This window comes from Nocardioides sp. (genome assembly GCF_035576065.1).
Taxonomy (GTDB): Bacteria; Actinomycetota; Actinomycetes; order Propionibacteriales; family Nocardioidaceae; genus Nocardioides.
Window position 1 is genome coordinate 222,658 of record NZ_DATLWX010000015.1, and the last position, 25,709, is coordinate 248,366.

Annotated in this window: 26 protein-coding genes; 14 read left to right on the forward strand and 12 right to left on the reverse strand. The window is 68.8% G+C overall.

The features are described from left to right. Position 1: 1 nt before the first annotated feature. The 7 genes from VNJ48_RS08735 to VNJ48_RS08765 all read left to right on the forward strand — a co-directional run bounded on the left by VNJ48_RS08735 (position 2) and on the right by VNJ48_RS08765 (position 5,876). Complete coding sequence (locus VNJ48_RS08735) at positions 2 to 985, forward strand: uridine diphosphate-N-acetylglucosamine-binding protein YvcK (RefSeq protein ID WP_325601134.1); 984 nt, start codon at positions 2 to 4, stop codon at positions 983 to 985. 22 nt (positions 986 to 1,007) lie between these two features. Then, the gene (whiA, locus tag VNJ48_RS08740) at positions 1,008 to 1,994 is read left to right on the forward strand and encodes a DNA-binding protein WhiA (protein ID WP_297734270.1); all 987 of its coding nucleotides are present in this window, start codon (positions 1,008 to 1,010) and stop codon (positions 1,992 to 1,994) included. A gap of 134 nt (positions 1,995 to 2,128) precedes the next feature. Then, positions 2,129 to 3,136, forward strand: a complete 1,008-nt coding sequence (gap, locus tag VNJ48_RS08745; RefSeq protein WP_325601137.1) for a type I glyceraldehyde-3-phosphate dehydrogenase — start codon at positions 2,129 to 2,131, stop codon at positions 3,134 to 3,136. 3 nt (positions 3,137 to 3,139) lie between these two features. Beyond that, positions 3,140 to 4,366 carry a phosphoglycerate kinase gene (locus VNJ48_RS08750; RefSeq protein WP_325601139.1) on the forward strand — a complete coding sequence of 409 codons (1,227 nt, stop codon included), beginning with the start codon at positions 3,140 to 3,142 and terminating at the stop codon, positions 4,364 to 4,366. A gap of 5 nt (positions 4,367 to 4,371) precedes the next feature. Then, complete coding sequence (tpiA, locus tag VNJ48_RS08755) at positions 4,372 to 5,160, forward strand: triose-phosphate isomerase (protein WP_325601141.1); 789 nt, start codon at positions 4,372 to 4,374, stop codon at positions 5,158 to 5,160. Positions 5,161 to 5,222: 62 nt separating this feature from the next. Next, a complete protein-coding gene (gene secG, locus VNJ48_RS08760) occupies positions 5,223 to 5,462 on the forward strand; it encodes a preprotein translocase subunit SecG (RefSeq protein WP_325601143.1) in 240 nt (79 codons plus the stop codon). Positions 5,463 to 5,516: 54 nt separating this feature from the next. Further along, a complete protein-coding gene (locus tag VNJ48_RS08765) occupies positions 5,517 to 5,876 on the forward strand; it encodes an RNA polymerase-binding protein RbpA (protein ID WP_297733088.1) in 360 nt (119 codons plus the stop codon). Between the two features lie 119 nt (positions 5,877 to 5,995). Here the strand turns inward: VNJ48_RS08765 and VNJ48_RS08770 are convergent, their stop codons facing one another. The 7 genes from VNJ48_RS08770 to tkt form a co-directional block, all read right to left on the reverse strand. Then, positions 5,996 to 6,475 carry a hypothetical protein gene (locus VNJ48_RS08770; protein WP_325601148.1) on the reverse strand — a complete coding sequence of 160 codons (480 nt, stop codon included), beginning with the start codon at positions 6,473 to 6,475 and terminating at the stop codon, positions 5,996 to 5,998. Positions 6,476 to 6,575: 100 nt separating this feature from the next. Continuing rightward, the gene (gene pgl / locus VNJ48_RS08775) at positions 6,576 to 7,328 is read right to left on the reverse strand and encodes a 6-phosphogluconolactonase (protein WP_325601351.1); all 753 of its coding nucleotides are present in this window, start codon (positions 7,326 to 7,328) and stop codon (positions 6,576 to 6,578) included. A gap of 5 nt (positions 7,329 to 7,333) precedes the next feature. After that, on the reverse strand, positions 7,334 to 8,251 hold the full coding sequence (locus tag VNJ48_RS08780) for a glucose-6-phosphate dehydrogenase assembly protein OpcA (protein ID WP_325601149.1): 918 nt from the start codon (positions 8,249 to 8,251) through the stop codon (positions 7,334 to 7,336). Next, positions 8,248 to 9,825, reverse strand: a complete 1,578-nt coding sequence (gene zwf / locus VNJ48_RS08785) for a glucose-6-phosphate dehydrogenase (RefSeq protein WP_325601151.1) — start codon at positions 9,823 to 9,825, stop codon at positions 8,248 to 8,250. Before zwf ends, VNJ48_RS08780 begins: the two co-directional genes overlap by 4 nt. Beyond that, complete coding sequence (pgi, locus tag VNJ48_RS08790; RefSeq protein WP_325601153.1) at positions 9,825 to 11,516, reverse strand: glucose-6-phosphate isomerase; 1,692 nt, start codon at positions 11,514 to 11,516, stop codon at positions 9,825 to 9,827. Before pgi ends, zwf begins: the two co-directional genes overlap by 1 nt. Continuing rightward, positions 11,513 to 12,628 carry a transaldolase gene (tal, locus tag VNJ48_RS08795; protein ID WP_325601155.1) on the reverse strand — a complete coding sequence of 372 codons (1,116 nt, stop codon included), beginning with the start codon at positions 12,626 to 12,628 and terminating at the stop codon, positions 11,513 to 11,515. The genes pgi and tal overlap by 4 nt, the downstream gene beginning before the upstream one ends. Before the next feature lie 66 nt (positions 12,629 to 12,694). Further along, positions 12,695 to 14,728 carry a transketolase gene (tkt, locus tag VNJ48_RS08800; protein WP_414689929.1) on the reverse strand — a complete coding sequence of 678 codons (2,034 nt, stop codon included), beginning with the start codon at positions 14,726 to 14,728 and terminating at the stop codon, positions 12,695 to 12,697. A 178-nt stretch (positions 14,729 to 14,906) separates the two neighbouring features. Here tkt and VNJ48_RS08805 point away from each other — a divergent pair, with 178 nt between their 5' ends. Further along, positions 14,907 to 15,902 carry a heme o synthase gene (locus VNJ48_RS08805; protein WP_414689925.1) on the forward strand — a complete coding sequence of 332 codons (996 nt, stop codon included), beginning with the start codon at positions 14,907 to 14,909 and terminating at the stop codon, positions 15,900 to 15,902. Here VNJ48_RS08805 and VNJ48_RS08810 read toward each other — a convergent pair. The 5 genes from VNJ48_RS08810 to VNJ48_RS08830 form a co-directional block, all read right to left on the reverse strand. Continuing rightward, entirely contained in the window at positions 15,848 to 16,783 is a 936-nt protein-coding gene (locus VNJ48_RS08810; protein WP_325601159.1) for a COX15/CtaA family protein, read from the reverse strand. The two genes, VNJ48_RS08805 and VNJ48_RS08810, sit on opposite strands and share 55 nt — an antisense overlap. A gap of 2 nt (positions 16,784 to 16,785) precedes the next feature. Further along, a complete protein-coding gene (locus tag VNJ48_RS08815) occupies positions 16,786 to 17,565 on the reverse strand; it encodes an ABC transporter permease (protein ID WP_325601161.1) in 780 nt (259 codons plus the stop codon). After that, positions 17,562 to 18,458 carry an ABC transporter ATP-binding protein gene (locus tag VNJ48_RS08820; protein ID WP_414689930.1) on the reverse strand — a complete coding sequence of 299 codons (897 nt, stop codon included), beginning with the start codon at positions 18,456 to 18,458 and terminating at the stop codon, positions 17,562 to 17,564. The genes VNJ48_RS08815 and VNJ48_RS08820 overlap by 4 nt, the downstream gene beginning before the upstream one ends. 86 nt (positions 18,459 to 18,544) lie before the next feature. Next, entirely contained in the window at positions 18,545 to 19,405 is an 861-nt protein-coding gene (locus VNJ48_RS08825) for an ABC transporter permease (protein WP_325601165.1), read from the reverse strand. Next, the gene (locus VNJ48_RS08830) at positions 19,402 to 20,394 is read right to left on the reverse strand and encodes an ATP-binding cassette domain-containing protein (protein WP_325601167.1); all 993 of its coding nucleotides are present in this window, start codon (positions 20,392 to 20,394) and stop codon (positions 19,402 to 19,404) included. The genes VNJ48_RS08825 and VNJ48_RS08830 overlap by 4 nt, the downstream gene beginning before the upstream one ends. Before the next feature lie 130 nt (positions 20,395 to 20,524). On the opposite strand from VNJ48_RS08830, the gene VNJ48_RS08835 reads away from it, so the two are divergent. From VNJ48_RS08835 to sufC, 6 genes are all read left to right on the forward strand, one after another. Beyond that, entirely contained in the window at positions 20,525 to 21,157 is a 633-nt protein-coding gene (locus VNJ48_RS08835) for a TetR/AcrR family transcriptional regulator (protein WP_325601169.1), read from the forward strand. A 51-nt stretch (positions 21,158 to 21,208) separates the two neighbouring features. Then, positions 21,209 to 21,895, forward strand: a complete 687-nt coding sequence (locus VNJ48_RS08840; RefSeq protein ID WP_325601355.1) for a transcriptional regulator — start codon at positions 21,209 to 21,211, stop codon at positions 21,893 to 21,895. After that, positions 21,892 to 23,310 carry a Fe-S cluster assembly protein SufB gene (gene sufB, locus VNJ48_RS08845; RefSeq protein WP_325601171.1) on the forward strand — a complete coding sequence of 473 codons (1,419 nt, stop codon included), beginning with the start codon at positions 21,892 to 21,894 and terminating at the stop codon, positions 23,308 to 23,310. Before VNJ48_RS08840 ends, sufB begins: the two co-directional genes overlap by 4 nt. Positions 23,311 to 23,420: 110 nt before the next feature. After that, positions 23,421 to 24,605, forward strand: a complete 1,185-nt coding sequence (gene sufD, locus VNJ48_RS08850; protein ID WP_325601173.1) for a Fe-S cluster assembly protein SufD — start codon at positions 23,421 to 23,423, stop codon at positions 24,603 to 24,605. Then, positions 24,602 to 24,949 (forward strand): non-heme iron oxygenase ferredoxin subunit, encoded by a 348-nt coding sequence (locus VNJ48_RS08855; RefSeq protein WP_325601175.1) that lies wholly within the window; start codon positions 24,602 to 24,604, stop codon positions 24,947 to 24,949. The genes sufD and VNJ48_RS08855 overlap by 4 nt, the downstream gene beginning before the upstream one ends. After that, positions 24,946 to 25,707 (forward strand): Fe-S cluster assembly ATPase SufC, encoded by a 762-nt coding sequence (gene sufC, locus VNJ48_RS08860; RefSeq protein WP_325601177.1) that lies wholly within the window; start codon positions 24,946 to 24,948, stop codon positions 25,705 to 25,707. The genes VNJ48_RS08855 and sufC overlap by 4 nt, the downstream gene beginning before the upstream one ends. Positions 25,708 to 25,709 lie beyond the last annotated feature (2 nt).

The window sequence follows — 25,709 nt, forward strand, 5'->3', positions numbered from 1 at the left end:
CATGGCCCGTGACACAGCCCAGTCCGCCGTGGCCCTAGGCGGCGGGCACGGACTCTTCGCCAGCCTCAGCGCACTGCGTCGCCTGGTCGCGGAGCTGACCCTCGACGAGCTGACCGCCGTGGTCACGGTCGCCGACAACGGCGGCTCGTCCGGAAGGCTGCGTGAGGAGTTCGGCGTGCTGCCGCCGGGGGACCTGCGGATGGCGCTGGCCGCGCTCTGCGGGGACGACGAATGGGGCCGGACCTGGGCCGAGCTGGTCCAGCACCGGTTCGAGGGCGACGGCGACATGCGTGGTCACGCGATCGGCAACCTGCTCATCGTCGGACTCTGGGAGCTGATGGGCGATCCGGTCCGCGCCCTCGACTGGGTCGGCCGGCTGCTCGGGGCGCGTGGTCGCGTCCTGCCGATGGCGATCACTCCGATCGACATGACGGCGGTGGTGCGTGGCCTGGACACGACGGATCTCTCCCGCACCTCCACCGTCCGCGGCCAGGTGGAGGTGGCGACGACGCACGGGCAGATCGTGTCCGTTGCTCTCGAGCCCACCCATCCGGACGCCTGCGCGGAGGCGATCGACGCGGTGATGTCGGCTGACTGGGTCGTCCTGGGCCCCGGGTCGTGGTTCACCTCGGTGATTCCCCACCTGATGGTCCCGAAGCTGCGTCAGGCGTTGATCGACACCTCCGGTTGCCTCATCGTCGTGCTCAACCTCGGACCCCAGGAGGGGGAGACCCCGGGCTTCGGCCCGGAGGACCACCTGGCGGCCCTGTTCGAGCACGCGCCCGACCTGAAGATCCACACCGTCCTGGCTGACGTGCGCAGCGTGGTGCACCCCGGGCAGCTCGACCGGTCCGTGTCCGCATCGGGGGCGCGGCTCGTGATCGCCGACATCGCGGCAGAGGACGCCTCGGATCGCCACGACGACGCCAAGTTGGCCGCGGCGTTCGAAGAGATCATGGCGGGGAGCAGGGTCGAGGGTCATTGACGTTCGTGGCAGGATCGCCCCCATGGCGATGACGGCACAGGTGAAGGCAGAACTCGCCAACACCCAGATCACGAAGACCTGCTGTCGGAAGGCCGAGGTGGCCTCGATGCTCCGCTTCGCCGGTGGCCTGCACATCGTGAGCGGCCGGATCGTGGTGGAGGCCGAGCTCGACACCGGCGCGGCAGCTCGGCGCTTGCGCAAGGACATCGCCGAGGTCTACGGACACCACTCCGAGCTCGTCATGGTGCAGGGCAACGGCATCCGCCGGGGGAGTCGCTACATCGTCCGGGTCGTGAAGGACGGCGAGGCGCTGGCGCGTCAGACCGGCCTGCTCGACCAACGTGGACGTCCGGTCCGCGGTCTGCCGCCGGCCGTGGTCTCCGGGGGCGGCTGCGATGCGGTGGCGGCCTGGCGTGGAGCCTTCCTGGCGCATGGCTCGCTGACCGAGCCCGGCCGCTCGTCGTCGCTGGAGATCACCTGCCCCGGCCCTGAGGCAGCGCTCGCGATCGTCGGTGTCGCCCGTCGTCTCGGCATCTCGGCGAAGGCCCGCGAGGTCCGTGGGGTCGACCGCGTCGTCATCCGCGACGGGGACGCCATCGGTGCCCTGCTGACGAGGCTCGGCGCCCACGAGTCGCTGATGGCCTGGGAGGAGCGCCGGATGCGGCGCGAGGTGCGCGCCACGGCCAACAGGCTCGCGAACTTCGACGACGCCAACCTGCGCCGGTCCGCGCGTGCGGCCGTGGCAGCGGGTGCCCGGGTCGAGCGCGCGCTGGAGATCCTGGCCGACGAGGTCCCTGATCACCTGAAGCTCGCCGGGGACCTCCGGCTGGAGCACAAGAACGCCTCCCTGGAGGAGCTCGGGCAGCTGCACGACCCGGTGCTGACCAAGGACGCCATCGCAGGACGCATCCGGCGCTTGCTGGCGATGGCCGACAAGCGCGCCGAGGAGCTCGGGATCCCTGACACGGAGTCGTCGCTGACGCCCGAGATGCTGGTTGACGAGGCCTGAAGGTCCGCCTTCAGTTACTTGCACGTACCTCGATACGCGCGATCGGGCGTGCCGTCGCCCCGCGATAGGGTCGCTGGGTCAGCCGACGCCGCCCAGGCGTCCCGCTCACCTCTTCGACTTCAAGGAGTCCCTCAGTGACTGTCCGCGTAGGAATCAATGGCTTTGGTCGCATCGGTCGCAACTTCTTCCGAGCCGTTCGTGCTGCCCAAATTGACGGGGGAGCCGACATCGAGATCGTCGGCGTCAACGACCTGACCGACAACGCGGTGCTGGCGCACCTGCTCAAGTACGACTCGATCCTCGGCCGCCTCGACGCCGACGTCTCGTCCGACGAGACCTCGATCAAGGTCGGCGACCAGACGATCACTGCCTTCGCCGAGCGCGAGCCCGCCAACCTGAAGTGGGCCGACCTCAACGTCGACGTGGTCGTGGAGTCCACGGGCTTCTTCACCGACGCCACGAAGGCCAAGGCGCACATCGACGCCGGCGCCAAGAAGGTCATCATCTCGGCGCCCGCCTCCAACGAGGACATCACGATCGTGATGGGCGTCAACCACGAGGACTACGACCCGGCAACGCACCACGTCATCTCCAACGCCTCCTGCACCACCAACTGCTTGGGCCCGATGGCCAAGGCGCTCAACGACGACCTCGGGATCGTCAAGGGCCTGATGACGACGATCCACGCCTACACGGCCGACCAGAACCTCCAGGACAACATCCACAAGGACCTGCGCCGCGCCCGCGCAGCCGCGCTCAACATCATCCCGACGTCGACCGGTGCCGCCAAGGCCATCGGCCTGGTCCTGCCGGAGCTGAAGGGCAAGCTCGACGGCTTTGCGCTCCGCGTGCCGGTGCCCACCGGCTCGGCCACCGACCTCACGTTCGAGGCCGGCCGCGAGACGACGGTCGAGGAGGTCAACGCGATCATCGAGAAGGCCGCCGACGGCCGCTTCCTCCGTTACTCCACCGACCCGATCGTCTCCTCCGACATCGTCACCGACCCGGCGTCGTGCATCTTCGACGCCCCGCTGACGAAGGTCATCGGCAACCAGGTCAAGGTCGTCGGCTGGTACGACAACGAGTGGGGCTACTCCAACCGCCTCGTCGACCTGATCGGCCACATCGGCAAGTCGCTCTGACCCGTGGCTGACCACTCTGCGGACATCGCCTCGCTCGGCGACCTGACAGGCAAGCGCGTCCTGGTCCGCTCGGACCTCAACGTGCCACTCGACGGTGCGCCCGGCGCGACCCGCATCACCGACGACGGTCGCATCCGTGCAAGCGTCCCGACGATCAAGCGACTCTCCGACGCCGGTGCTCGGGTCGTCGTGGTGGCCCATCTCGGTCGTCCCGACGGGGCTCCCGACCCGGAGTTCAGTCTCGCCCCGGTCGCTGCTCGGCTCGGTGAGCTGCTGCAGCGAGACGTCGCGTTCGCCTCCGACACGGTGGGGGAGAGCGCGATGGCGACCGTCGCCGCGCTCGCGGACGGCGACGTGGCCGTGCTGGAGAACGTCCGCTTCAACCCGGGCGAGACCAGCAAGGACGACGACGTACGCCGCTCCTTCGCCGGACAGCTCGGTCAGCTGGCCGATGCCTTCGTCTCCGACGGCTTCGGCGTGGTCCACCGCAAGCAGGCCAGTGTCTACGACATCGCTCTCCACCTCCCCTCTGCCATGGGCGAGCTCGTGGCAGCGGAGATCGACGTGCTGCGGCGCCTGACGGTCGATCCCGAGCGGCCCTACGTGGTCGTCCTCGGCGGCTCGAAGGTCTCCGACAAGCTGGGCGTGATCGACAACCTGCTCGAGAAGGCCGACAAGCTCCTCATCGGTGGCGGCATGGTGTTCACCTTCCTGGCGGCCCAGGGTCACGAGGTCGGCAAGAGCCTGCTCGAGGAGGACCAGCTCGACATCTGCCGCGGCTACCTACGCGAGGCGGCCGAGCGCGGCGTCGAGATCGTGCTGCCGGCCGACATCGTGGTCGACACGACGTTCCCGACCGGCGACACCGAGCCCCAACCCCAGGTCGTCGCCGCTGATGCCATACCGGCCGATGCGCTCGGCCTGGACATCGGGCCAGAGTCCGCGAAGGCTTTCGCGTCGGCGTTGGCCGACGCGAAGACCGTCTTCTGGAACGGTCCCATGGGGGTCTTCGAGACCGACGCCTTCGCCGGTGGCACACGAGCGGTCGCCGACGCGCTCACCCGGATGGACGGCCTGTCCGTCGTGGGCGGGGGTGACTCGGCCGCAGCCGTGCGCCAGCTCGGCTTCGACGAGGCTGCCTTCGGTCACATCTCCACCGGCGGCGGAGCCTCACTGGAATACCTCGAGGGCAAGGAACTGCCCGGCATCGCTGTCCTGGAAAGGGATTGATCGACATGGCTCGTACGCCGCTGATGGCCGGCAACTGGAAGATGAACCTGAACCACCAGGAAGCCGTGGTGCTCGTCCAGAAGCTGGCGTGGACGCTCTCGGACAAGCGGCACGACTACAGCTTGGTCGAGGTGGTCGTCGTACCCCCCTTCACAGACCTCCGCTCCGTGCAGACCCTCGTGGACGGCGACCGGCTCTCCATCAAGTACGCCGCCCAGGACGTGTCGACCCAGGACAGCGGCGCCTACACCGGCGAGATCTCCGCGGCGATGCTGGCCAAGCTGGGTTGTTCCTACGTCGTGGTCGGACACTCCGAACGTCGCGAGCACCACGCTGAGACCGACGAGGTCGTCAACGCCAAGGCGCACAAGGCGCTCGCAGCCGCGATGACCCCGATCGTGTGCGTGGGTGAGGGTCTCGAGGTCCGGCAGGCCGGTGACCAGGTTTCCTACACGCTGACCCAGGTGGACGGCTCGCTGGCAGGCCTCACCGCCGAGCAGGTGGCCGGTCTCGTGGTCGCGTACGAGCCGGTGTGGGCCATCGGCACCGGCGAGGTCGCCACGCCGGACGACGCGCAGGAAGTGTGCGGCGCCATCCGGGAGCGGATCCGAGAGGTCCACGGCGATGCTGCGGCCGACGGCGTGCGCGTGCTCTACGGCGGTTCGGTGAAGGCCGGCAACGTCGCAGGCATCATGGAGAAGGCCGATGTGGACGGTGCGTTGGTGGGCGGCGCGAGCCTCCAGGTCGACGAGTTCAGCGGGATCTGTCGCTTCTACAATCTTCCGGTCCTGTGACACGACGCTCGCTACGGTGGGCCTGTCCGGTGACCGTCCGGTCGTGACGTAGGCTTCCGCTCGTGGAACTGCTCTTCACCATCCTTCTCGTTGCGACGAGTGCCGTCATGATCATGCTCGTCCTGCTTCACAAGGGACGTGGAGGTGGTCTCTCCGACATGTTCGGGGGCGGCGTCTCCAGCACCCTCGGCGGCTCGTCGGTCGCCGAGCGCAACCTTGACCGCTTCACCATCGGCATGGGCGTCATCTGGTTCGCGTGCGTCGTCGCGCTCGGGCTGTTGAAGGCCTACAGCGGGTCCTGACCGGCGTTTGTGTGCACGGCTTCACTGACGGTGACCTGAGAGAAAGAGGCGAACGTGGCTGGTGGAGGAAACGCGATCCGCGGTAGTCGGGTGGGCGCTGGTCCGATGGGCGAAGCCGAGCGCGGCGACGCTGCTCCGCGCCAGGCGGTCACCTACTTCTGCTCGCACGAGCACCGCTCGGTGGTGACGTTCTCCGTCGAGGCCACCGCGCCGGCCTCCTGGGACTGTCCCAAGTGCGGCCTCCCCGCGAGCCTGGACTGCGACAACCCGCCGCCGGCCCCCAAGATCGAGCCCTACAAGACACACCTCGCCTACGTGAAGGAGCGTCGCTCCGAGACCGAGGCAGCCGACATCCTGGCCGAGGCGCTCCAGCTGCTGCGGTCGCGCCGCAAATCCGGCGACATCATCTTCTGACCCTGGATCCTCTGACCTGGACGCCGGGGTCTGCATGCCCCGCCCAGAGGTGAGTGAGCCACCTTTTCAGCGCCTGGAGTGTGGTTGACAGACCGCTGCTCCGACGGCGTCGAGTGAACCTACTGACGGGGCCGCGCCCCTGCAGCCTGCAGGAGACGCCATGCCAGAACGGTGGCGACCACGGCGACGACCAGACACACGAATGCGTGGAGGTCGGCGTAGGGATAGACCTCGTCCCCGACCGCGTAGAGGAATGGCGTCACGTCCAGCAGGATCCCGGCCACGAATGCGACGACCCACGCCAGCGCGCCGACGCCCAGTGCCAGGACGAGGGCACACCCATCCCGCAGCGTGAAGGTTGCGCTGCTTCCGGTGCCGCTGACCGCCACATCGGTCTGGCCGTGGTTTCCGCCATCGAGGGTCGAGAGATAGCCGAACACGGCACAGATGAACAGCAGCACCATTGCTGTGCCGGCGTCGAACACGAGGTAGCCGGCGATGACCAGCCCTGCCACCGCCCCATACGCTGCGAGTCGCCGCGCTCGATGGTCCTGGGCTCCAGTCACGGAGCGGGGACGTGGATTGTTGTCGAGGCTCATGTCGACAGCCTGGGCGACGCGCGCCCGTCCGGGATGAGTACGCAGGCTCGTCACAGTCGGGTTTCGGCACGACCCTTGACCAAGCCGAGCTGGCGCTGGTTCAGTTCGACGGCAGGCTCGCCTCCCCGAGCTCGCCAGCGGCGGCCGCGTCGATGTGCCACACGGTCTCCTCGATCCCGACGACCCCGCGGGCCGGGATCTCGGCCCGGTCGCCGCCAGCAAGAGCAGCCGCAACGGCAGAGGCCTTTTCGGCGCCGTTGACCAGGAACCACACGGACCTGGCACGGGCCAGGGCGTCGAAGGTGAGGCTCACGCGAAGGGGCGGTGGCTTCGGCGAGCCGTGGACCCCGACCGCGATCTCGTCCACGGCGTCGAGCGCTGGGTGACCCGGGAAGAGCGAGGCGATGTGACCGTCGGGACCGACGCCGAGCATCAGCACCTCGAAGAAGTCGGCACCATGGGTGCGCATCGCGGTGGAGTATGCCGTAGCGGACTCTTCGACCGACGCGACCTCGTCGCTGGCGGGCACCTCGTGCACGTTGGCCGGGTCCAGCGCGACGTGATCGAGGAGCGCCTCACGAGCCTGACGGGCGTTGCGCTCAGCCGATCCGGACGAGACGAAACGCTCGTCGCCCCACCAGACCACGACGCGCGACCAGTCGACCGAGGAGTCGGGGGCCCGGCGGGCCAGCTCGCGGTGGAGGGCGTCGGCTATGGAGCCGCCGGTGAGACCGATCTGGGGGGTCTCGCCGCGAGCCTGGGCCTCTTCGAGGCGCTCCAGGAGGAGGGAGGCGACCTCGCTGACCAGGCCGGAGGCGTCATCGTGGACGACGGTGCGCGGGCCGGGGATCATGAAGCTCACGACTCCTTGTCGAGGGCGACGAGCCGTTTGGCGGTCGCGGCATAGATGTCGTCCTCATCGAGACGCCGTAGCTCCTCGCTGAGGAGCGCGGGCACCTCGCGTCGCTTGAGGGCGACCGGCCGGTCGGGGCGGCCGGGGGAGGAGAAGGTGGCCAGCCGGCCGTCGGCACGGGAGATGGTGATGGGCCCCTGCTTCGTCTCGAGGACGACCTCGGTGATGCCGGGCCCCTCGGAGGTGTGCCGCTCCACAGGCACGCGCAGCCGGTCGTTGAGCCAGGCCACCAGCAGGTCGGAGCTCGGGCTGATCCGCTCGGCCGAGACCGACGCACGGATCACCTTGGTCGGGTGCTGGTCCAGCGCGGCTGCGAGCAGCGCACGCCACGGGGTGAGCCGGGTCCAGCTCAGGTCGGTGTTGCCGGGAGCGTAGGCCTGGCACTGGCGCAGCATGACCGAGGACTTGCCGCGCTTGGCGGCCGCCGAGTCGGTGATCCGGCGCTTGGCGAGGGCGCCCAGCGGATCCTCGGCGGGGTTGTCCGGCGGTTGGGTCGGCCACCAGATGGCCACGGGGGAGTCGGGCAGCAGCAGCGGCAGCACGACGGACTCGGCGTAGCGCACGACCTCGCCGGTGAGGCGGATCAGGGCTGTCTCGCCGACCCACCCGCCCCCGGTGCCGACCGTGGCGTCGACCTGGGCCTTGCCGCGGCCGTCGCCCAGGATGACCCCGAGGACGCGGGCGGGGTGCTCACGCGAGGCCCGCTGCGCCGCCTGCATGGCGGTCTCCGCGTCCTCGTCCGGGACGACGATGACCAGCGTCATCACCATGCCCATCGCCGGCGAGCCGGCGCGTGTGCGGGCGCGGACGAACTCGGCGGCGATCTTGGATGAGTTGGTGTTCTCCAGCTCGTAGGCGGTCATGGCCTCCTCCAGGTGCGTCCGTCGCGAGCGAGCATGGCGTCCGCCGACTCCGGGCCCCAGGTGCCGGAGGGATAGGGCTCCGGCTTCCCCTTGCGGGCCCAGTACTCGAGGATCGGGTCGAGGATCTTCCACGACAGCTCCACCTCCTCGTGACGGGGGAAGAGCGGCGGGTCACCGAGAAGCACGTCGAGGATCAGGCGCTCGTAGGCCTCGGCGCTCGCCTCGGTGAAGGAGCCGCCGTAGGCGAAGTCCATGTTGACGTCGCGGATCTCCATCGCGGTGCCCGGGACCTTGGAACCGAAGCGCATCGTGAGCCCCTCGTCCGGCTGGACTCGGATGACCAAGGCGTTCTGGGTCAGCTCCTCAGTGGCCGTGGCGCTGAACGGGAGGTGCGGCGCTCGCTTGAAGACGACCGCCACCTCGGTGACCCGCCGGCCCAGTCGCTTGCCGGTGCGGAGGTAGAACGGCACCCCGGCCCAGCGCCGGGTGTCGACGTTGAGGGTGATGGCGGCGTACGTCTCGGTCTTGGACCCCCGCCTGATGCCCTCCTCCTCGAGGAAACCGAGCACCTTCTCGCCACCCTGCCAGCCCGGGGTGTACTGCCCGCGAGCCGTGGTCATGTCGAGGCGTGCCGGCAGCACGACGGAGGAGAGCACCTTCTGCTTCTCGAACCGCAGGCTCACGGCGTCGAACGCGGTCGGCTCCTCCATCGCGACCAGCGCCATCAGCTGGAGGAGGTGGTTCTGGATGACGTCGCGGGCGGCGCCGATCCCGTCGTAGTAGCCCGCCCGGCCGCCGATGCCGATGTCCTCGGCCATGGTGATCTGCACGTGGTCGACGTAGTTGGCGTTCCAGATCGGCTCGAACATGTTGTTGGCGAACCGCATGGCCAGGATGTTCTGGACCGTCTCCTTACCGAGGTAGTGGTCGATCCGGAAGACCGACCCCGACGGGAACACGCCGTCCAGGATGTCGTTGAGCTCCCTGGCCGACTCGAGGTCGTGGCCGAACGGCTTCTCGACGACCACCCGACGCCAAGGGGCGACTCCCGCGCCGTCGCCGGGCTGCTCGGCCAGGCCGTGCTCCTTGAGCTGGTCGACCACCGTGCCGAAGAAGGACGGAGGGATCGCGAGGTAGAAGGCGGTGTTGCCGCCGGTGCCCCGGGCCTCGTCGAGCTCCTGGATCGTACGGCGCAGCGTGTCGAACGCCTCGTCGTCGTCGAAGTTGCCGGAGACGAAGCGGAACCCCTCGGAGAGCTGCTTCCAGACCTCCTCGCGGAACGGGGTCCGGGCGTGCTCCTTGACCGAGTCGTGGACGATCTGTGCGAAGTCCTGGTCTTCCCAGTCGCGACGGGCGAAGCCGACCAGCGAGAAGCCGGGCGGCAGCAGTCCGCGGTTGGCGAGGTCGTAGATCGCCGGCATCACCTTCTTGCGCGACAGGTCACCGGTGACACCGAACAGCACCAGGCTCGAGGGCCCGGCGATCCTGGGCAACCGGCGGTCCTGCGGGTCGCGCAGCGGGTTGGGGCGAGGCTCGGTGGAACGAGGCGGGGCAGGACGAGGTGTCGTGGCCATCAGCGACGGTGCTCCCGGTAGTAGCGGACGAGGGACTGGGTCGACGTGTCCTGCTCGGCGAGCACGTCGGCGTCGCCACCCACGGCCGGGGTGATCGCCTGCGCGAGCTGCTTGCCGAGCTCGACGCCCCACTGGTCGAAGCTGTCGATACCCCACACGACGCCCTGGACGAACGTGAGGTGCTCGTAGAGAGCGATGAGCTGGCCGAGCACGGCAGGAGTCAGCGACGGGGCCATCATCGAGGTGGTCGGCCGGTTGCCCTCGAAGACGCGGGCGGCGACGACCGCCTCGTCGATCGAGGCGCCCGACATCTCGGCTCGCACCTCCTCCGAGGTCTTGCCGAAGGCCAAGGCCTGGCTCTGGGCGAAGAAGTTGGCCAGCAGCAGCTCGTGCACGTCGGTGTCGCCGTCGCGGAGCGCGTACGGAGGGTTGACGAACGCGATGAGGTCGGCAGGGACGAGCTGGGTGCCCTGGTGGATGAGCTGGTAGAAGGCGTGCTGTCCGTTGGTGGCGGGCTCGCCCCAGAACACCTCACCCGTCTCGGTGGTGACCGGCGTGCCGTCCCAGCGGACGCTCTTGCCGTTGGACTCCATGGTGAGCTGCTGGAGGTAGGCCGGGAACCTGTGCATCAGCTGGGCGTAGGGGAGCACCGCGTGGGTGGCCGCACCGAGGAAGTTGTGGTGCCAGATGTTGATCAGGCCCATCAGCGCGGGCACGTTGGTCTCGAGCGGCTCGGTGCGGAAGTGCTCGTCGAGCGCGTGGAAACCAGCGAGGAAGTCGGCGAAGTGTCTCGGTCCGATCGCGATCACCAGCGCGGTGCCGACCGCGGAGTCGACGGAGTAGCGACCGCCGACCCAGTCCCAGAACCCGAAGGCGTTCTCGGGGTCGATCCCGAAGTCGGCGACCTTGTCGAGCGCCGTCGACACGGCGATGAAGTGCTTCGCGACGGCGTCCGAGGCGTCCACCTCGGCGAGGCCGGCAAGCAGCCACGCCTTGCACAGCCGAGCGTTGGTCAGCGTCTCGAGCGTGCCGAACGTCTTGCTGCAGACGATGAAGAGGGTGGTGGCCGGGTCGAGCCCTGACAGCTTGTGCGCGGTGTCGGTCGGGTCGATGTTGCTGATGAACCGGCACTCGAGACCGTCCTGGACGTATGGCGCCAGCGCCTCGTAGGCCATGACGGCGCCCAGGTCGGAGCCGCCGATGCCGATGTTGACGACCGTCCTGATGGGCTGCCCGGTGACGCCCCGCCACTCACCCGAGCGGACCTTGTCGGCGAACGCGTAGACCCGCTCGAGGACCTCGTGGACATCCGCAACGACGTCTCGGCCCTCGATGGTCAGCGATGACCCTCGAGGCTTTCGCAAGGCCGTGTGCAGCACGGCCCGGTCCTCGGTGGCGTTGATGCGTTCGCCGGCGAACATGGCGTCCCGGCGTGCGGTCAGGCCGACCTCGTCGCCGAGCGCGAGGAGCGCTTCGACGATGTCGGCGTTGACCAGGTTCTTGGACAGGTCGACGTGGAGGTCGGCTGCACTCAGAGTCAGTCGGTCTGCCCGGTCCGGGTCCTCTGCGAAGGATGCGCGCAGGTCGGGGGCGAAGTCCCGGCTGAGCTCGGAGAGTCGCGACCACGCCTGGGTGGCAGTGGGATCGACCGGGCCTGACGGGCCCGGGTTGGACTCGGCCGGTGCCGTCACCGGGTGCCGCCGGCCGCCTCGAGCTGGCCGCGGACCGTGTCGAGGAGCTCGTTCCACGAGGCGACGAACTTGTCGACGCCCTCGGACTCCAGAGTTGAGATCACGTCGTCGTAGTCGATCCCGACCGCCTCCAGCTGGTCCATCACGGACTGGGCCTCGGCGTAGGTCGTCGTGACGAGGTCGCCCTCGACCTCACCGTGGTCGGCGAACGCCTCCAGCGTCTTCTCCGGCATCGTGTTGACCGTGCCGGGCGCCACCAGGTCGGTGATGTACATCGTGTCGCGATAGTCGGGGTTCTTCACCCCGGTCGAGGCCCAGAGCGGACGCTGCAGGTTGGCACCGGCGGCCGCCAGTGCCTCCCAGCGCTCGCCACTGAAGAACGTCTCGAAATCGTGGTAGGCCAGCACCGCGTTGGCGACACCGGCCTTGCCGCGCAGGGCGAGCGCCTCGTCGCTGCCGATCTTCTCCAGCCGCTTGTCGATCTCGCTGTCGACGCGGGAGACGAAGAAGGACGCCACCGAGTGGATCTTGGAGAGGTCGTGACCGTTGTCCCGGGCCTTCTCGAGGCCGGTGACGTAGGCCTCCATCACGCCGGCGTAGCGCTCGAGGCCGAAGATCAGGGTGACGTTGACGCTGATCCCCTCGCCGAGCACGTCGGTGATGGCCGGGGCGCCCTCGGTGGTGGCGGGGATCTTGATCAGAGCGTTGGGCCGGTCGACCTCTGACCAGAGCTCGCGAGCCGACGCCATCGTCGCGTCGGTGTCGAAGGCGAGGTCGGGGGTGACCTCGATGGAGACCCGCCCGTCCACACCGTTGCTGGCCTCGTAGGCAGGCATGAAGATGTCGCAGGCCCGGCGGACGTCGGTGGTCGTCAGGGCAAAGACGGTCGCGTCAATGTCGGTGCCCGCGGCGGCGAGCTCACGCACCTGCTCGTCGTAGCGCTCGCCGTCGGCGAGGGCCGCCGCGAAGATCGACGGGTTGGTGGTGACGCCGACGACGGAGCGCGTCTTGATGAGCTCGGCGAGGTTGCCGGTCTCGATGCGTTCGCGGGACAGGTCGTCGAGCCAGATGGACACGCCCGCGTCTGCGAGAGCCTTCATGCGGTCACTCATGGTTCCTCCTGTGGTGAGGCTTGGGTGAGGTCTGGGTGAGGTCTGGTGTGCCGGTGGGGCGATCGGTCAGTCGCGAGAAAGTCGCACGCTGTCGCGGGCGGCGTCGGCGACGGCCTCGCCGGTCATGCCGTATTCCTGGTAGAGCCGCTGATAGTCGGCAGAGGCGCCGTACGTCTCGATGGACACCATCCGACCGTGATCGCCGACGATCTCGCGCCAGCCGAGAGCGATGCCCGCCTCGACCGAGACGCGCGCCTTGACCGTCGGGGGGATGACACTCTCGCGATAGGCCGGCTCCTGCTCGTCGAACCACTCACGACACGGCATGGAGACGACGCGGGCACGGATGCCGTCCGCGGCCAACAGCTCGCGGGCCGCCACCGCGATCTGCACCTCCGAGCCGGTGCCGATGAGCACGACGTCGGGCAGCCCTTCCTCCACGTCGAGGAGGACGTAGCCGCCGCGGTGGACGTTGGAGGTGTCGCTGTAGCCGTCGGTGCCGCGAGGGAACACCGGGACGTCCTGACGAGTCAGCGCGATGCCGGCCGGCCGGTCGGTGTTGCTCAGGACGGCGTGCCAGGCGGCGGCTGTCTCGTTGGCGTCAGCAGGGCGGACGATGTCGAGGCCCGGGATGGCTCGTAGTGCGGCCAGGTGCTCGATCGGCTGGTGCGTCGGGCCGTCCTCGCCGAGGGCGATGGAGTCGTGGGTCCACACATAGGTGACAGGAAGCCCCATGAGGGCGGCGAGGCGGACCGAGCCGCGCATGTAGTCGGAGAACGTGAGGAACGTGCCGCCGAAGACGCGGGTCCCGCCGTGGAGTGCGATGCCGTTGAGGATCGCTCCCATGCCGTGCTCGCGAATGCCGAAGTGGAGCACCCGGCCGGCCTCGGGGTCGCCGTCCCACTCGTCGGTCGAACGATCCTTCGGGATGAAGGACGGCGCGTCCGTGATCGTGGTGTTGTTGGATCCGGCGAGGTCGGCCGAACCGCCCCACAGCTCGGGCATGAGGGCCGCCACCGCGTTGATGACCTTGCCCGAGGCCTTGCGGGTGGCGACGCCCTTGGGGTCGGCCTCGAAGGTGGGCAGCGCCTCAGCGAGCGCATCGGGCAGGGCACGGGTCTGCATGCGCTCCCACGTGGCGAGCACGTCGCTCGAGGCCGCCTCGCGCCAGTCGGCGAACTGCAGCTCCCACTCCGCCTGGGCCTCCTTGCCGCGCTGGACCAGCGAGCGGGTCCGGGTGATGACGTCCTCGGGCACCTCGAAGTGCTGCTCGGGGTCGAAGCCGAGGATCTTCTTGGTGGCGGCGACCTCCTCGGCGCCCAGCGCCGAGCCGTGGGATGCGCCGGTGCCCTGGGCGGACGGCGCCGGCCAGGCGATCACGGTGCGGAGGACGATGAGGCTCGGCTGGTCGGTGACTGTCCGGGCCTTCTCGAGCGCCGCATGGAGCGCGGGGACGTCCTCGACATAGGTGGTCGCGTCCTGGGTCCAGTCGACCGTCTGCACGTGCCAGCCGTACGCCTCGTAGCGGGCGCCGACGTCCTCGGTGAAGGCGATGTCGGTGTCACCCTCGATGGAGATGCGGTTGGCGTCGTAGATGACCGTGAGGTTGCCCAGCCGTTGGGTGCCGGCGATCGAGGACGCCTCGGCGCTGACGCCCTCCTGCAGGTCGCCGTCGCTCGCGACTGTGTAGATGTGGTGGTCGAACGGGGAGGCGCCCTCGGCGGCACCGGGGTCGAGCAGACCGCGTTCGCGGCGCGCGGCCATCGCCATACCGACCGCGTTGCCGACTCCCTGGCCCAGCGGTCCGGTGGTCGTCTCGACGCCGGCGGTGTGTCCGTGCTCGGGGTGGCCGGGGGTCTTGCTGCCCCACGTGCGCAGCGACCGGAGGTCGTCGAGCTCAAGGCCCCAGCCACCGAGGAACAGCTGGGTGTAGAGGGTGATCGAGCTGTGCCCGGCGGACAGGACGAAGCGGTCGCGTCCCGACCAGTTCGGGTCGGCCGGGTTGTGCCGCATCACCTTCTGGAAGAGGAGGTAGGCCGCCGGCGCGAGGGCCATGGCGGTGCCCGGGTGACCATTCCCGACCTTCTGCACGGCGTCCATGGCCAGCACCCGAGCGGTGTCCACACCCTTGTCGTCGAGTTCGGTCCAGTCGAGCGGGGGGAGCGAGGAGGTCACAGTGATCCTTGTCATTGGGTACGGCGCCGGGCGCCACCGAGCCTACTCATCCCGCGGGATAGACTCGACCCGCACTCATCCCATTGTATTTGAGGTCTTCACCGTGACGCACGTCGGCCATTCGGCCTCCGCTGCTGCCCCCTCCGGGGGCGGCGACGAGTCGACCGATTTGTCGACCGGGGAGCCGACGGCGACCACCCAGGAGCAGGCGTCCTTCAAGGACGTGGTCACGGCGTACGTCGGGCTCACGAAGCCGCGGGTGATCGAGCTGTTGCTGCTGACGACCGTGCCGGTGATGTTCTTCGCCGAACGCGGGATCCCGTCGCTGGGACTCGTGGCAGCCACCGTTGTCGGCGGCGCACTGTCGGCCGGCTCCGCGTCGACGTACAACTGCGTCTACGACCGCGACATCGACGAGCAGATGCGTCGCACCCGGCGGCGCGCACTGCCCCGGCACATCGTCACGGCACGCTCCGCTCTGGTCTTCGCGACGATCCTGGCGATCCTCTCCACCGTGGTGCTGGTCGCCTGGGTCAACCTGTTGAGCGCCGGGCTGTCGCTGGCGGCCAACGCCTTCTACGTGTTCGTCTACACGATGGTGCTCAAGCGGCGCACGGCCCAGAACATCGTCTGGGGCGGCCTCGCGGGCTGCTTCCCGGCGCTGATCGGGTGGACGGCCGTGACCGGAGAGCTGGCCTGGACGCCGGTGATCCTCTTCCTGGTCGTCTTCTTCTGGACCCCGCCGCACACCTGGGCGCTTGCTCTGCGCTACCGCGAGGACTACGCCAACGTGGACGTGCCGATGCTGCCGGCGGTCGCGCCTGCGACGGTGGTCGGTCGACAGATCGTGCTCTACAGCTGGGTCATGGTGGCGACCTCGCTCGCGCTGTGGCCGATCGCAGACACGAGCCTGTTCTACCCGCTCGCAGCCGCCGTGCTGGGCGTCGTGTTCATCGTCGAGGCCCACCGGATGTGGCAGCGCACGAAGTCCTCCGACTCGCTCAAGGACATCAACCCCATGCGCCTGTTCCACATGTCCAACCTCTACCTGTCGCTGCTGTTCGTCGCCGTCGCCCTGGACCCGCTCCTCTTCAGCTGAGGGTCCGCGGCGTCCGACCGGGCCCGGGTCGACAGCACGGTCCAGGTGACCGCGGCCGAGATGAGCGCCGCACCCAGCATGTGCAGCCCGACGAGGATCTCGGGCAGGTCGGTGAAGTACTGCACGAAGCCGAGCAGGCCCTGGGCCAGCTCGAGCGCGAGCAATCCCGACGCCGAGGTGCGCACGAGAGTGGCGCCCTGTCGGTGCGCGAGCAGGACGAGACCCACAGTCACCGCGACCAGGGCGTAGACGGCCGCGGCATGCACGTGCGACATCACCTGCGGGTCCAGGCCGGTGCGCCGTGACTCCAGGTCACCCGAGTGCGGCCCGCTGCCGGTCACCACGGTCCCGAGGTAGAGGACGACCCACGTGGTGCCCAAGGTCAGCCAGGCCAGGCCCCGGAGCCGGTCGGTCGCGGGACGCGCCGGCCCGCGCAGCTCGTCGAGGAGCATGACGCAGACGCCGATGATCGCCATCGAGACCATCAGGTGGAGCGACACGATCCATGGGTTGAGGTCGGTCAGCACCGTGACGCCGCCGAGCAGGGCCTGGGCCGGGATCCCGAGGGCGATCACCGCTGCGAGCCGGGTCGCCCGCTCGCGCCCGCTGCGCCACAGCGCCAAGAAGGTCGCCACCGCGATCACGACGAGCACCCAGGTGAGCATCCGGTTGCCGAACTCGATCACCCCGTGCGCGCCCAGCTCGCTGTGCACGACGTAGGACTCCTCGGTGCACCTGGGCCAGGTCGGGCAGCCGAGGCCGGACCCCGTGAGGCGTACGGCGCCCCCGGTGACCACGATGCCGATGTTGGCGACGAGGCTGGCGACGGCCAGCGGCCAGGCATAGCGGTGCAGTGCAGCGAAGCGGTGCAGGACGGTCATGGCTATTCCCAACGGAAGGTGCGTGCGGTCAGCAGGGTCGCGAGGGCTCCCCAGCCGAGAAGGATGAGGATGGCCGGCCCGTCGAGCCGGGCATCGACCAGCGCGGCCCGCATGGCGTCCCCGAGGGCAGCCGAGGGCAACCACGAGATGGGGCCGGCTGCTGCGCCGTACGCCGAGGTCGGCAGCACGACCCCGCCACCGGCCATCAGCAGCAGGTAGACCAGGTTGGCTAGGGCCAGCGTCGCCTCGGCCCGCAGCACGCCGGCGACGAAGAGCCCGAGCGCAGCGAAGGCCCAGGTGCCTGCAGCGACCGCGAGCAGCACCGACCCGGCCGACACCAGGGGACTGTCGAGCGAGGGGCGCCAGCCCAGGACGAGGCCCGCCACCACGAGTACCACGAGCTGCAGGACCACCACGTTGAGCAGCGCCAGCACCTTGCCGAGGAGCAGTCCGTGGCGAGGGAGGGGGGAGGAGCCGAGGCGCTTGATGACGCCGTAGCGGCGCTCGAAGCCGGTGGCGATGGCCAGCGAGGTGAAGGCAGTCGACATCACGGCCAGCGCCAGGACACCGGGTGTCAGCACGTCGACCGGGGCGTGGCCCGAGAGGTCGAGGCCGAGGCGCTCGGCGGCGAGCACCCCGCCGACCAGCACGATCACGGGGATCACGAGGGCCAGCAGCAGCTGTTCGCCGTTGCGCAGCATCAGGCGCGCCTCCATGCGCGCCTGCGCGGCGACCTGCCGGGCCAGCGGAGCCGAGCCGGGACGAGGAGTGAAGGTGCTCATGTCACGAGCTCGCGTCCGGTGAGCCGGAGGAAGACGTCCTCGAGCGTGGCGCGACCCAGGGTCAGCGACTCCGGCAGCACGTCGTGCTTCTCGCACCAGCGCGACACCGTGCCGAGAGTGCCCCCGTCGGCAGGCCCGGTGATCAACATGCTCCGGTCGTCGAGCTGGGTGACCTCGGTCTCAGGCCCCAGCGCACTGCGCAGCGACTCCGGGGCGCCGTCGGGGAAGGGGCGGGTCACGACCAGCCGGATGGTGGCCGAGCGGCCTCCGCTGGTCAGGTCGGTGGGCGATCCGGAGGCGATCAGCCGGCCTCGGTCGATGATGTGGATCTGGTCGGCGAGACGCTCGGCCTCGTCCATGTGGTGGGTGGTCAGCACGACCGTCACGCCGTCGCCGCGGATCTCCTCGAGGAGCTCCCAGGTCGTACGCCGCGCCTGCGGGTCCATCCCCGCAGTGGGCTCGTCGACGAAGACCAGCTCGGGACGACCCACCAGCGCCATCGCCAGCCCGAGACGCTGCTGCTGCCCGCCGGAGAGCCGGCGGTAGGGAGTGCGGCCACAGTCGCCCAGGCCGAGCCGGTCGTGCAGCATCACGGTGTCGAGCGGGTGGGCGTGCAGCGACGCGATGTGGTCCAGCATCTCCATCGCGCGCACGCCGCTCCACGCGCCACCGGCCTGGAGCATCACGCCGATGCGGGGGAGCAGGGCGGCCCGTTGGCGGTGCGGGTCGAGGCCGAGCACCCGCACCGTCCCGGCCTGCGGGCGTCGATAGCCCTCGCACGTCTCCAGGGTGGTCGTCTTGCCGGCACCGTTGGGGCCGAGCACAGCGGTGATCGAGCCCCGGTGGACCTGCATCGACAACCCGTCGACGGCGCGCTTGTCGCCGTACTGCATCTCGAGACCGCTGATGAGGACTGCGGGCTCGGACACCACCCGATTCTAGAGACCGGGACCCCAGCGCCCCCGGCCCGGGTCCGGGCTCAGCTGGCCGTGCGCTTGTTGAAGGTGCGGATGGCCAGAGGCGCGAGGATCGCGGTGATCACGACGATCCAGATGAGGGTGGCCAGGACCGGGTGCTGCAGGGGTAGGGCGGCGTCTGCGTGCAACGGCTGATCGTTGCCCCACAGCTCGCGCACTGCCTGGGTGAGGCTGGAGATGGGGTTCCACTCGGCGATCGTCCGCAGCCAGGTGGGCATGTTGTCGGTAGGCGCGAAGGTGTTGGCCAGGAAGGTGATCGGGAACATCGTGGCGAACATCACGCCGTTGACGGCCTCGACCGAGCGCATCGCCGAGCCGACCCAGATGCCGACCCAGATCATGGCGAAGCCCCAGCCGAGCAGCAGCAGGTAGCCCAGGGCCGCATCGACCACGTTGGTGTGGATCCGCCAACCGATCAGTAGGCCCGTCAGCGACATGACAACCAAGCCGATCGAGGAGTGCAGCAGGCTCGACATCGAACGGCCGACCAGAACGGCAGCAGAGTTGATGGGCAACGAACGCATCCGGTCGACGATGCCCTTGTCGAGGTCGGCTGTCAGACCCACGGCGACGATGAAGGCTGAGAAGGCAACCGTCTGGGCCATGATGCCGCCGAGTAGCCACGCCTTGTAGCCAGCCTCGGTCTCGATCGCGATCGAGCTGCCGAAGACGTAGGCGAAGAGCAGGACGAAGATGACCGGCTGGATGGTGACGTCCAGCAACATCTCCGGCATCCGCTTGATGTGGATCAGGTTGCGTCGGGCGATCGAGAGTGACTGCCGGAGCAGGCTGGTCTGCACGATCTCGGGACGCTCGAGCACGGGGCGTTGGATCAACCGGTGGCCTTGGTCGATGTTGGTCATGCGGGCACCTCCTCGGTGATGCGGGTGTCGTCGGTGGGCTCGGTCGTGTCCTCGGCGCGGTGGCCGGTGAGGTGGAGGAAGACGTCGTCGAGGCTTGGTCGCTTCAGCCCGATGTCGTCGAGCTCGATCTCGCTGTCGGCGAACAGGCCGGCGATGCGGGTCATGTGCTGGAGCCCTTCGGCCGCGGCCGTGAGCTGCCGGGCACCCGGGTCGACGTGGACCTCGGCGACGTGCGAGCGCAGCATCGTCTCGGCGAGAGCGAGGTCTGCAGCGTGGGAGACCGTCAACACCAGCGAGGCCGCGCCCGACTGGTCCTTGAGCTGCAGAGGCGTGCCCTCCGCGATCACCTTGCCGCGGTCGATCACGACGATGTTGTCGGCGAGCTGGTCGGCCTCCTCGAGGTACTGCGTGGTGAGCAGCAGCGTGGTGCCGTCGTTGACGAGCTCACGCAGCACCTCCCACAGCTCGAGGCGGCTGCGCGGGTCGAGTCCGGTCGTCGGCTCGTCCAGGAACAGCACCGGCGGAGTGGCGATCAGGCTGACGGCCAGGTCGAGTCGCCGCCGCATGCCCCCCGAATAGGTCTTGGCGATCTTGTCGCCGGAGTCGGTGAGGGAGAAGCGCTCGAGCAGGTCGTTGCTGGCTCGCTTGATGTAGTCGCCCGGCAGGCCGTACAGCGACCCGATGAGCCGGAGGTTCTCCCGACCCGTCAGCAGCTCGTCGACCGTGGCCGCCTGGCCGGTCAGGCCCATGTTGCGGCGGACCTCGCGCGGGTCGGTGATGATGTCGTGGCCGGCCACTCGTCCAGTCCCGGATGTGGGCTTGGTCAGGGTGGCCATCATCCGCACGGTCGTGGTCTTGCCGGCTCCGTTGGGGCCGAGCAGGCCCAGCACCGAGCCCGTCGGCACGCTGAAGCTGACGTCGTCGACGGCAGCCTTGTCGCCGAACCTCTTCACCAGGTTTTCGGCCTCGATGGCCGCGTCTGTGTTCATGGAACTCACCTTAGGAACTCATGCGGACAGTATTGGTCCGCTGCTGATCGGCCGGCAGCGATCCCCCGCCTGCACGCACTCCAATGTCTACACCGTGGACATAATGATGTCCAGTGAATAACCTGTCGGGATGACCGCGACCGCCTATCACCATGGCGATCTGCGCGCCGCCCTGGTGGCGGTGGCGATGGAGCTCGCGCGTCCCGCGGGTGCCGAGGCGATCGTGCTGCGCGAGGTCACGCGCCGCGCAGGGGTCACGCCCCGTGCGGCCTACCGCCACTTCGCCGACCGCGACGACCTGGTCCGCGCGGTCGCCCAGCGCGCCCTGGCCCAGCTCGCCGCGGCCATCGAGCACCGGATGGCGGCCACTCGCGAGCCGGACGGGCGGGCCATGCTGCAGGCGGTGGGGGAGAGCTACATCGCCTTTGCCCTCGACGAGCCGGGGCTGTTCGACGTGGCGTTCTTCGCGATGGACGACATGCTCAACACGACCGCGCCCGAGTCGACGTCCTGCGGCACCGGCCTGTCGCCGTACCAGCTGCTCGAGGCCTCCCTCGAGACCCTCGTCGCCGAGGGGCGCCTGTCCGCGGGCGATGTCGGCGATGCCGTCATCACCTGCTGGTCCGGGGTGCACGGGTTCGCCACGCTCACTGCTCGAGGCCCCTTGAGGGAGCTGCCCCGGGAGCTGGTCGACCAGCAGTCGACGAGGCTGGTGGCGGCCCTGGTGGACGCGGTCGAGCGGCGCAGGTCACGAATTAGGTGACCCTTGCTTGAGGCGAGGAAGTATTAACGTCACACTTGCGTTGTGCAATTCATGAGGCCGACTGCCGCGCCCCCGATCGGGGACGCACCCACCCGTGACCGGGTGGCTCGGTCGATCCTCGAGAACGGACCCTCCACCGCGCTCGATCTCGCCTCCCGGCTGGCCCTCACCCCGGCCGCCGTCCGCCGTCACCTCGACCACCTCGTCGAGGGCGGCCACGCCGAGGCACGGGAGCAGAAGGTCTACGGGAGTCGTGGACGCGGCCGTCCGGCCAAGGTCTTCGCACTCACCGACGCGGGACGCGACGTCTTCGACCAGCAGTACGACGACCTGGCGGTCCAGGCCCTCCGGTTCCTCTCCGAGACCGGCGGTGACGAGGCAGTCATGGAGTTCGCCCGTCGTCGGGTGGCCTTCGTGGAGCGCGACTACGCCGTGGTCGTCGCCGAGGACGCCACCCTGACTCCGGCGCAGGCGTTGGCCAAGGTCTTCACCACCGAGGGATACGCCGCCAGTGTGCGCGACCTGCCGATCGGTGAACAGCTCTGCCAGCAGCACTGCCCCGTGGCCCACGTGGCCCACGAGTTCCCGCAGCTCTGCGAGGCCGAGACCGAGGCCATCGGCCGCGTGCTCGGCACCCATGTCCAACGACTGGCCACCATCGCTCATGGCGACGGGGTCTGCACGACCTGCATCCCGACGTCCGCCAGGTCGTCATCCACCCAGAAGGAGAAGGCATGACCTCCATCGAAGAACTCAACCCCGAGCTCAAGGGCATCGGCCGCTACGAGTTCGGCTGGTCCGACAAGAACGACGTCGGCGCCAACGCGAAGCGGGGCCTCAGCGAGGACGTCGTCCGCAACATCTCCAACCTTAAGTCCGAGCCGCAGTGGATGCTCGACCTGCGCCTGAAGGGCCTCAAGCTCTTCCACCGCAAGCCGATGCCGACCTGGGGCTCCGACCTGTCGACGATCGACTTCGACAACATCAAGTACTTCGTGCGCTCCAGCGAGAAGCAGGCCACCTCGTGGGATGACCTGCCCGACGACATCAAGAACACCTACGACAAGCTCGGCATCCCGGAGGCGGAGAAGCAGCGTCTCGTCTCGGGTGTCGCCGCGCAGTACGAGTCCGAGGTCGTCTACCACTCGATCCGTGAGGACCTCGAGGAGCAGGGCGTGCTCTTCCTCGACACCGACACCGCGCTGAAGGAGCACCCGGAGCTCTTCCGCGAGTACTTCGGCACCGTGATCCCCGTCGGCGACAACAAGTTCGCCGCGCTCAACACCAGCGTGTGGTCGGGCGGCTCGTTCATCTACGTGCCCAAGGGCGTCCACGTCGACATCCCGCTGCAGGCCTACTTCCGGATCAACACCGAGAACATGGGCCAGTTCGAGCGCACGTTGATCATCGTCGACGAGGACGCCTACGTGCACTACGTCGAGGGCTGCACCGCACCGATCTACTCGTCCGACTCGCTGCACTCGGCCGTCGTCGAGATCATCGTGAAGAAGGGCGGCCGCTGCCGCTACACGACCATCCAGAACTGGTCGAACAACGTCTACAACCTCGTCACCAAGCGCGCCGTCTGCGAGGCCGGCGCGACGATGGAGTGGGTCGACGGCAACATCGGCTCGAAGGTGACGATGAAGTACCCCGCCATCTACCTCATGGGCGAGCACGCCAAGGGCGAGACCCTGTCCATCGCCTTCGCGGGCGAGGGCCAGCACCAGGACGCGGGCGCCAAGATGGTGCACGCCGCCCCGCACACCTCGTCGAGCATCCTGAGCAAGTCGGTGGCGCGCGGCGGCGGCCGGACGTCCTACCGCGGCCTGATCCAGATCAACGAGGGCGCCTACGGCTCGAAGTCCAACGTGCTGTGTGATGCCCTGCTGGTCGACCAGATCAGCCGCTCAGACACCTACCCGTACGTCGACATCCGCGAGGACGACGTGTCGATGGGCCACGAGGCGAGCGTGTCCAAGGTCTCCGACGACCAGCTCTTCTACCTCATGTCGCGAGGCATGGAGCAGGACGAAGCGATGGCGATGATCGTCCGCGGCTTCGTCGAGCCGATCGCCAAGGAGCTGCCGATGGAATACGCCCTCGAGCTCAACCGACTCATCGAGCTGCAGATGGAGGGCTCGGTCGGCTGAGGACCGAGGATTGAGCCAGAGCCGGGCCGAGGAACCAGGTCCGGTGGAGGCGAGCCCCGCAGCGTCCGAAGCAAAAGGCACCGCGTCCGATGACGAAGAAAGAGAAGTAGTTGACCATCACTGACTCTGTCCGATCTGCCCTCGAGGTGGACGACAAGGTGGAATCCCACCTGAACCCCCCGGGTTCGTTCGCTGTCTCCGACAACCCGGTCCCCACCGGGCGCGAGGAGATCTGGCGTTTCACGCCGCTCAAGCGCCTGCGCGGCCTCCACGCCGACGCCGAGTTCAACCGCAGCACGACGTCGTGCACGTGGAACTCGCAGGCGGGAGTGCGTGTCGAGGGAGTCATCGGCGATGAGGCCCGTGCCCTGCGTGGGATCAGCGGTCTCGTCCCGAACACGCGTTTCGCGGCGCGCGTCCTGGCCGAGGTCCCCACGAGCCTGCTGATCGACGTGCCTGCGGAGTCCGAGCTCGCTGACCCGATCGTGGTCGAGCTGGTGGGCGAGGACGCCACCAACACCGAGGCAGGTCACGTCGCGATGCGCTTCGGCGCCCACAGCAAGGCCATCGTGGTCATCAACCACGCGGGCTCTGCGTCCATGGCAGCCGTCGTCGAGATCGTCGTCGGCGAGGGAGCCGACGTCACCGTCGTCTCGATCCAGGACTGGGCCGACGACGCCGTCCACCTCGCGCACCACCAGGCGCTGGTGGGTCGCGATGCGACGTACAAGCATGCCGCGATCTCCTTCGGTGGCGACGTCGTCCGGATGGATGCCAACGTGACCTATGACGGTCCGGGCGGCTCGGCCGAGCTCCTGGGGCTCTACTTCGCCGACGCCGGCCAGCACATCGAGCACCGGATCTTCGCCGACCACAACGCCCCGCGCACCAAGAGCAACGCCATCTACAAGGGCGCGCTCCAGGGCGAGAAGGCGCACACCGTGTGGGTCGGCAACGTCCTGATCCGCAAGGTCGCCGAGGGCATCGAGACCTTCGAGGAGAACCGCAACCTCATCCTCACCGACGGCTGCCACGCCGACTCGATCCCCAACCTCGAGATCGAGACCGGTGACATCGCCGGGGCCGGCCACGCCTCGGCGACGGCCCGCTTCGACGACAACCAGCTGTTCTACCTCCAGTCGCGCGGGATCTCCGAGAAGGAGTCGCAGCGCCTCGTGGTGCACGGCTTCTTCAACGACCTCATCCGCAAGGTCGGCGTCCCCTCCATCGAGGCGCGCCTCCTGGCCACCGTCGAGGCGGAGCTGGCCAAGAACGTGCTGAAGGAGGACCGATGACCTTCGTCCGCGTCTGCGCCCTCGACGACGTGCCCACCGACCAGGCCCTCGGGGTCACCGTCGGAGACATCGATGTCGCCGTCGCCCGTGACGGCGACGAGGTCTTCGCCCTGCAGGACCTCTGCTCGCACGCCGCTGTCGTCCTCTCCGAGGGCGACGTGGCCGACTGCACGATCGAGTGCTGGCTGCACGGGTCGACCTTCGACCTCCGCACCGGCAAGCCGACCACCTTCCCGGCGACCGAACCGGTCACCACCTTCCCCGTAGAAGTTCGCGACTCCGACTCCCAGGCCAGCGTCTGGGTCGACGTCGACACCACCCTGAATGGAGTGACCCCGTCATGAGCAAGCTCGAGATCAACGACCTGCACGTCACCGTCGACACCGAGGACGGCCCCAAGCAGATCCTCAAGGGCGTCACGCTGACGATCAACGACGGTGAGACCCACGCGATCATGGGCCCCAACGGGTCCGGCAAGTCCACCCTGGCCTACTCCATCGCCGGGCACCCGAAGTACACCGTCACCGGCGGCACCATCACCCTCGACGGCGACGACGTGCTGTCGATGTCGGTCGACGAACGCGCCCGCGCCGGCCTGTTCCTGGCCATGCAGTACCCCGTCGAGGTTCCCGGCGTCTCCGTGTCCAACTTCCTGCGTACGGCGAAGACCGCGATCGACGGCGAGGCACCGAAGCTGCGCACGTGGGTCAAGGACGTCAACGCCGCCCTCGCGCAGCTCGACCTCGACCCGACGTTCGGCACCCGCAACGTCAACGAGGGGTTCTCCGGCGGCGAGAAGAAGCGTCACGAGATCGCCCAGCTCGAGTTGCTCGACCCCAAGGTCGCCGTGCTCGACGAGACCGACTCCGGCCTCGACATCGACGCCCTGCGCATCGTCTCCGAGGGTGTCAACCGGTTCAAGTCCGGCGGCGACAAGGCTGTGCTGCTCATCACCCACTACACGCGGGTGCTGCGCTACATCAAGCCGGACTTCGTGCACGTCTTCGTCGACGGCAAGATCGCCGAGCAGGGTGGCCCCGAGCTGGCCGACCAGCTTGAAGCCGAGGGCTACGACCGCTACACGAAGCCTGCGGCGGTCTGACC

What these genes read in the sequence shown, in the direction of transcription:
- sufC (WP_325601177.1), top strand. Translation starts at nt 24,946, where the DNA reads ATGAGCAAGCTCGAGATCAACGACCTGCACGTCACCGTCGACACCGAG.
- VNJ48_RS08815 (WP_325601161.1), bottom strand. Translation starts at nt 17,565, where the DNA reads ATGAGCACCTTCACTCCTCGTCCCGGCTCGGCTCCGCTGGCCCGGCAG.
- tpiA (WP_325601141.1), top strand. Translation starts at nt 4,372, where the DNA reads ATGGCTCGTACGCCGCTGATGGCCGGCAACTGGAAGATGAACCTGAAC.
- VNJ48_RS08735 (WP_325601134.1), top strand. Translation starts at nt 2, where the DNA reads ATGGCCCGTGACACAGCCCAGTCCGCCGTGGCCCTAGGCGGCGGGCAC.
- tal (WP_325601155.1), bottom strand. Translation starts at nt 12,628, where the DNA reads ATGAGTGACCGCATGAAGGCTCTCGCAGACGCGGGCGTGTCCATCTGG.
- zwf (WP_325601151.1), bottom strand. Translation starts at nt 9,825, where the DNA reads ATGGCCACGACACCTCGTCCTGCCCCGCCTCGTTCCACCGAGCCTCGC.
- sufB (WP_325601171.1), top strand. Translation starts at nt 21,892, where the DNA reads ATGACCTCCATCGAAGAACTCAACCCCGAGCTCAAGGGCATCGGCCGC.
- VNJ48_RS08825 (WP_325601165.1), bottom strand. Translation starts at nt 19,405, where the DNA reads ATGACCAACATCGACCAAGGCCACCGGTTGATCCAACGCCCCGTGCTC.
- whiA (WP_297734270.1), top strand. Translation starts at nt 1,008, where the DNA reads ATGGCGATGACGGCACAGGTGAAGGCAGAACTCGCCAACACCCAGATC.
- VNJ48_RS08835 (WP_325601169.1), top strand. Translation starts at nt 20,525, where the DNA reads ATGACCGCGACCGCCTATCACCATGGCGATCTGCGCGCCGCCCTGGTG.
- VNJ48_RS08780 (WP_325601149.1), bottom strand. Translation starts at nt 8,251, where the DNA reads ATGACCGCCTACGAGCTGGAGAACACCAACTCATCCAAGATCGCCGCC.
- VNJ48_RS08830 (WP_325601167.1), bottom strand. Translation starts at nt 20,394, where the DNA reads ATGAACACAGACGCGGCCATCGAGGCCGAAAACCTGGTGAAGAGGTTC.
- VNJ48_RS08840 (WP_325601355.1), top strand. Translation starts at nt 21,209, where the DNA reads ATGAGGCCGACTGCCGCGCCCCCGATCGGGGACGCACCCACCCGTGAC.
- VNJ48_RS08770 (WP_325601148.1), bottom strand. Translation starts at nt 6,475, where the DNA reads ATGAGCCTCGACAACAATCCACGTCCCCGCTCCGTGACTGGAGCCCAG.
- tkt (WP_414689929.1), bottom strand. Translation starts at nt 14,728, where the DNA reads ATGGACGCCGTGCAGAAGGTCGGGAATGGTCACCCGGGCACCGCCATG.
- pgl (WP_325601351.1), bottom strand. Translation starts at nt 7,328, where the DNA reads ATGATCCCCGGCCCGCGCACCGTCGTCCACGATGACGCCTCCGGCCTG.
- VNJ48_RS08820 (WP_414689930.1), bottom strand. Translation starts at nt 18,458, where the DNA reads ATGCAGTACGGCGACAAGCGCGCCGTCGACGGGTTGTCGATGCAGGTC.
- VNJ48_RS08810 (WP_325601159.1), bottom strand. Translation starts at nt 16,783, where the DNA reads ATGACCGTCCTGCACCGCTTCGCTGCACTGCACCGCTATGCCTGGCCG.
- VNJ48_RS08855 (WP_325601175.1), top strand. Translation starts at nt 24,602, where the DNA reads ATGACCTTCGTCCGCGTCTGCGCCCTCGACGACGTGCCCACCGACCAG.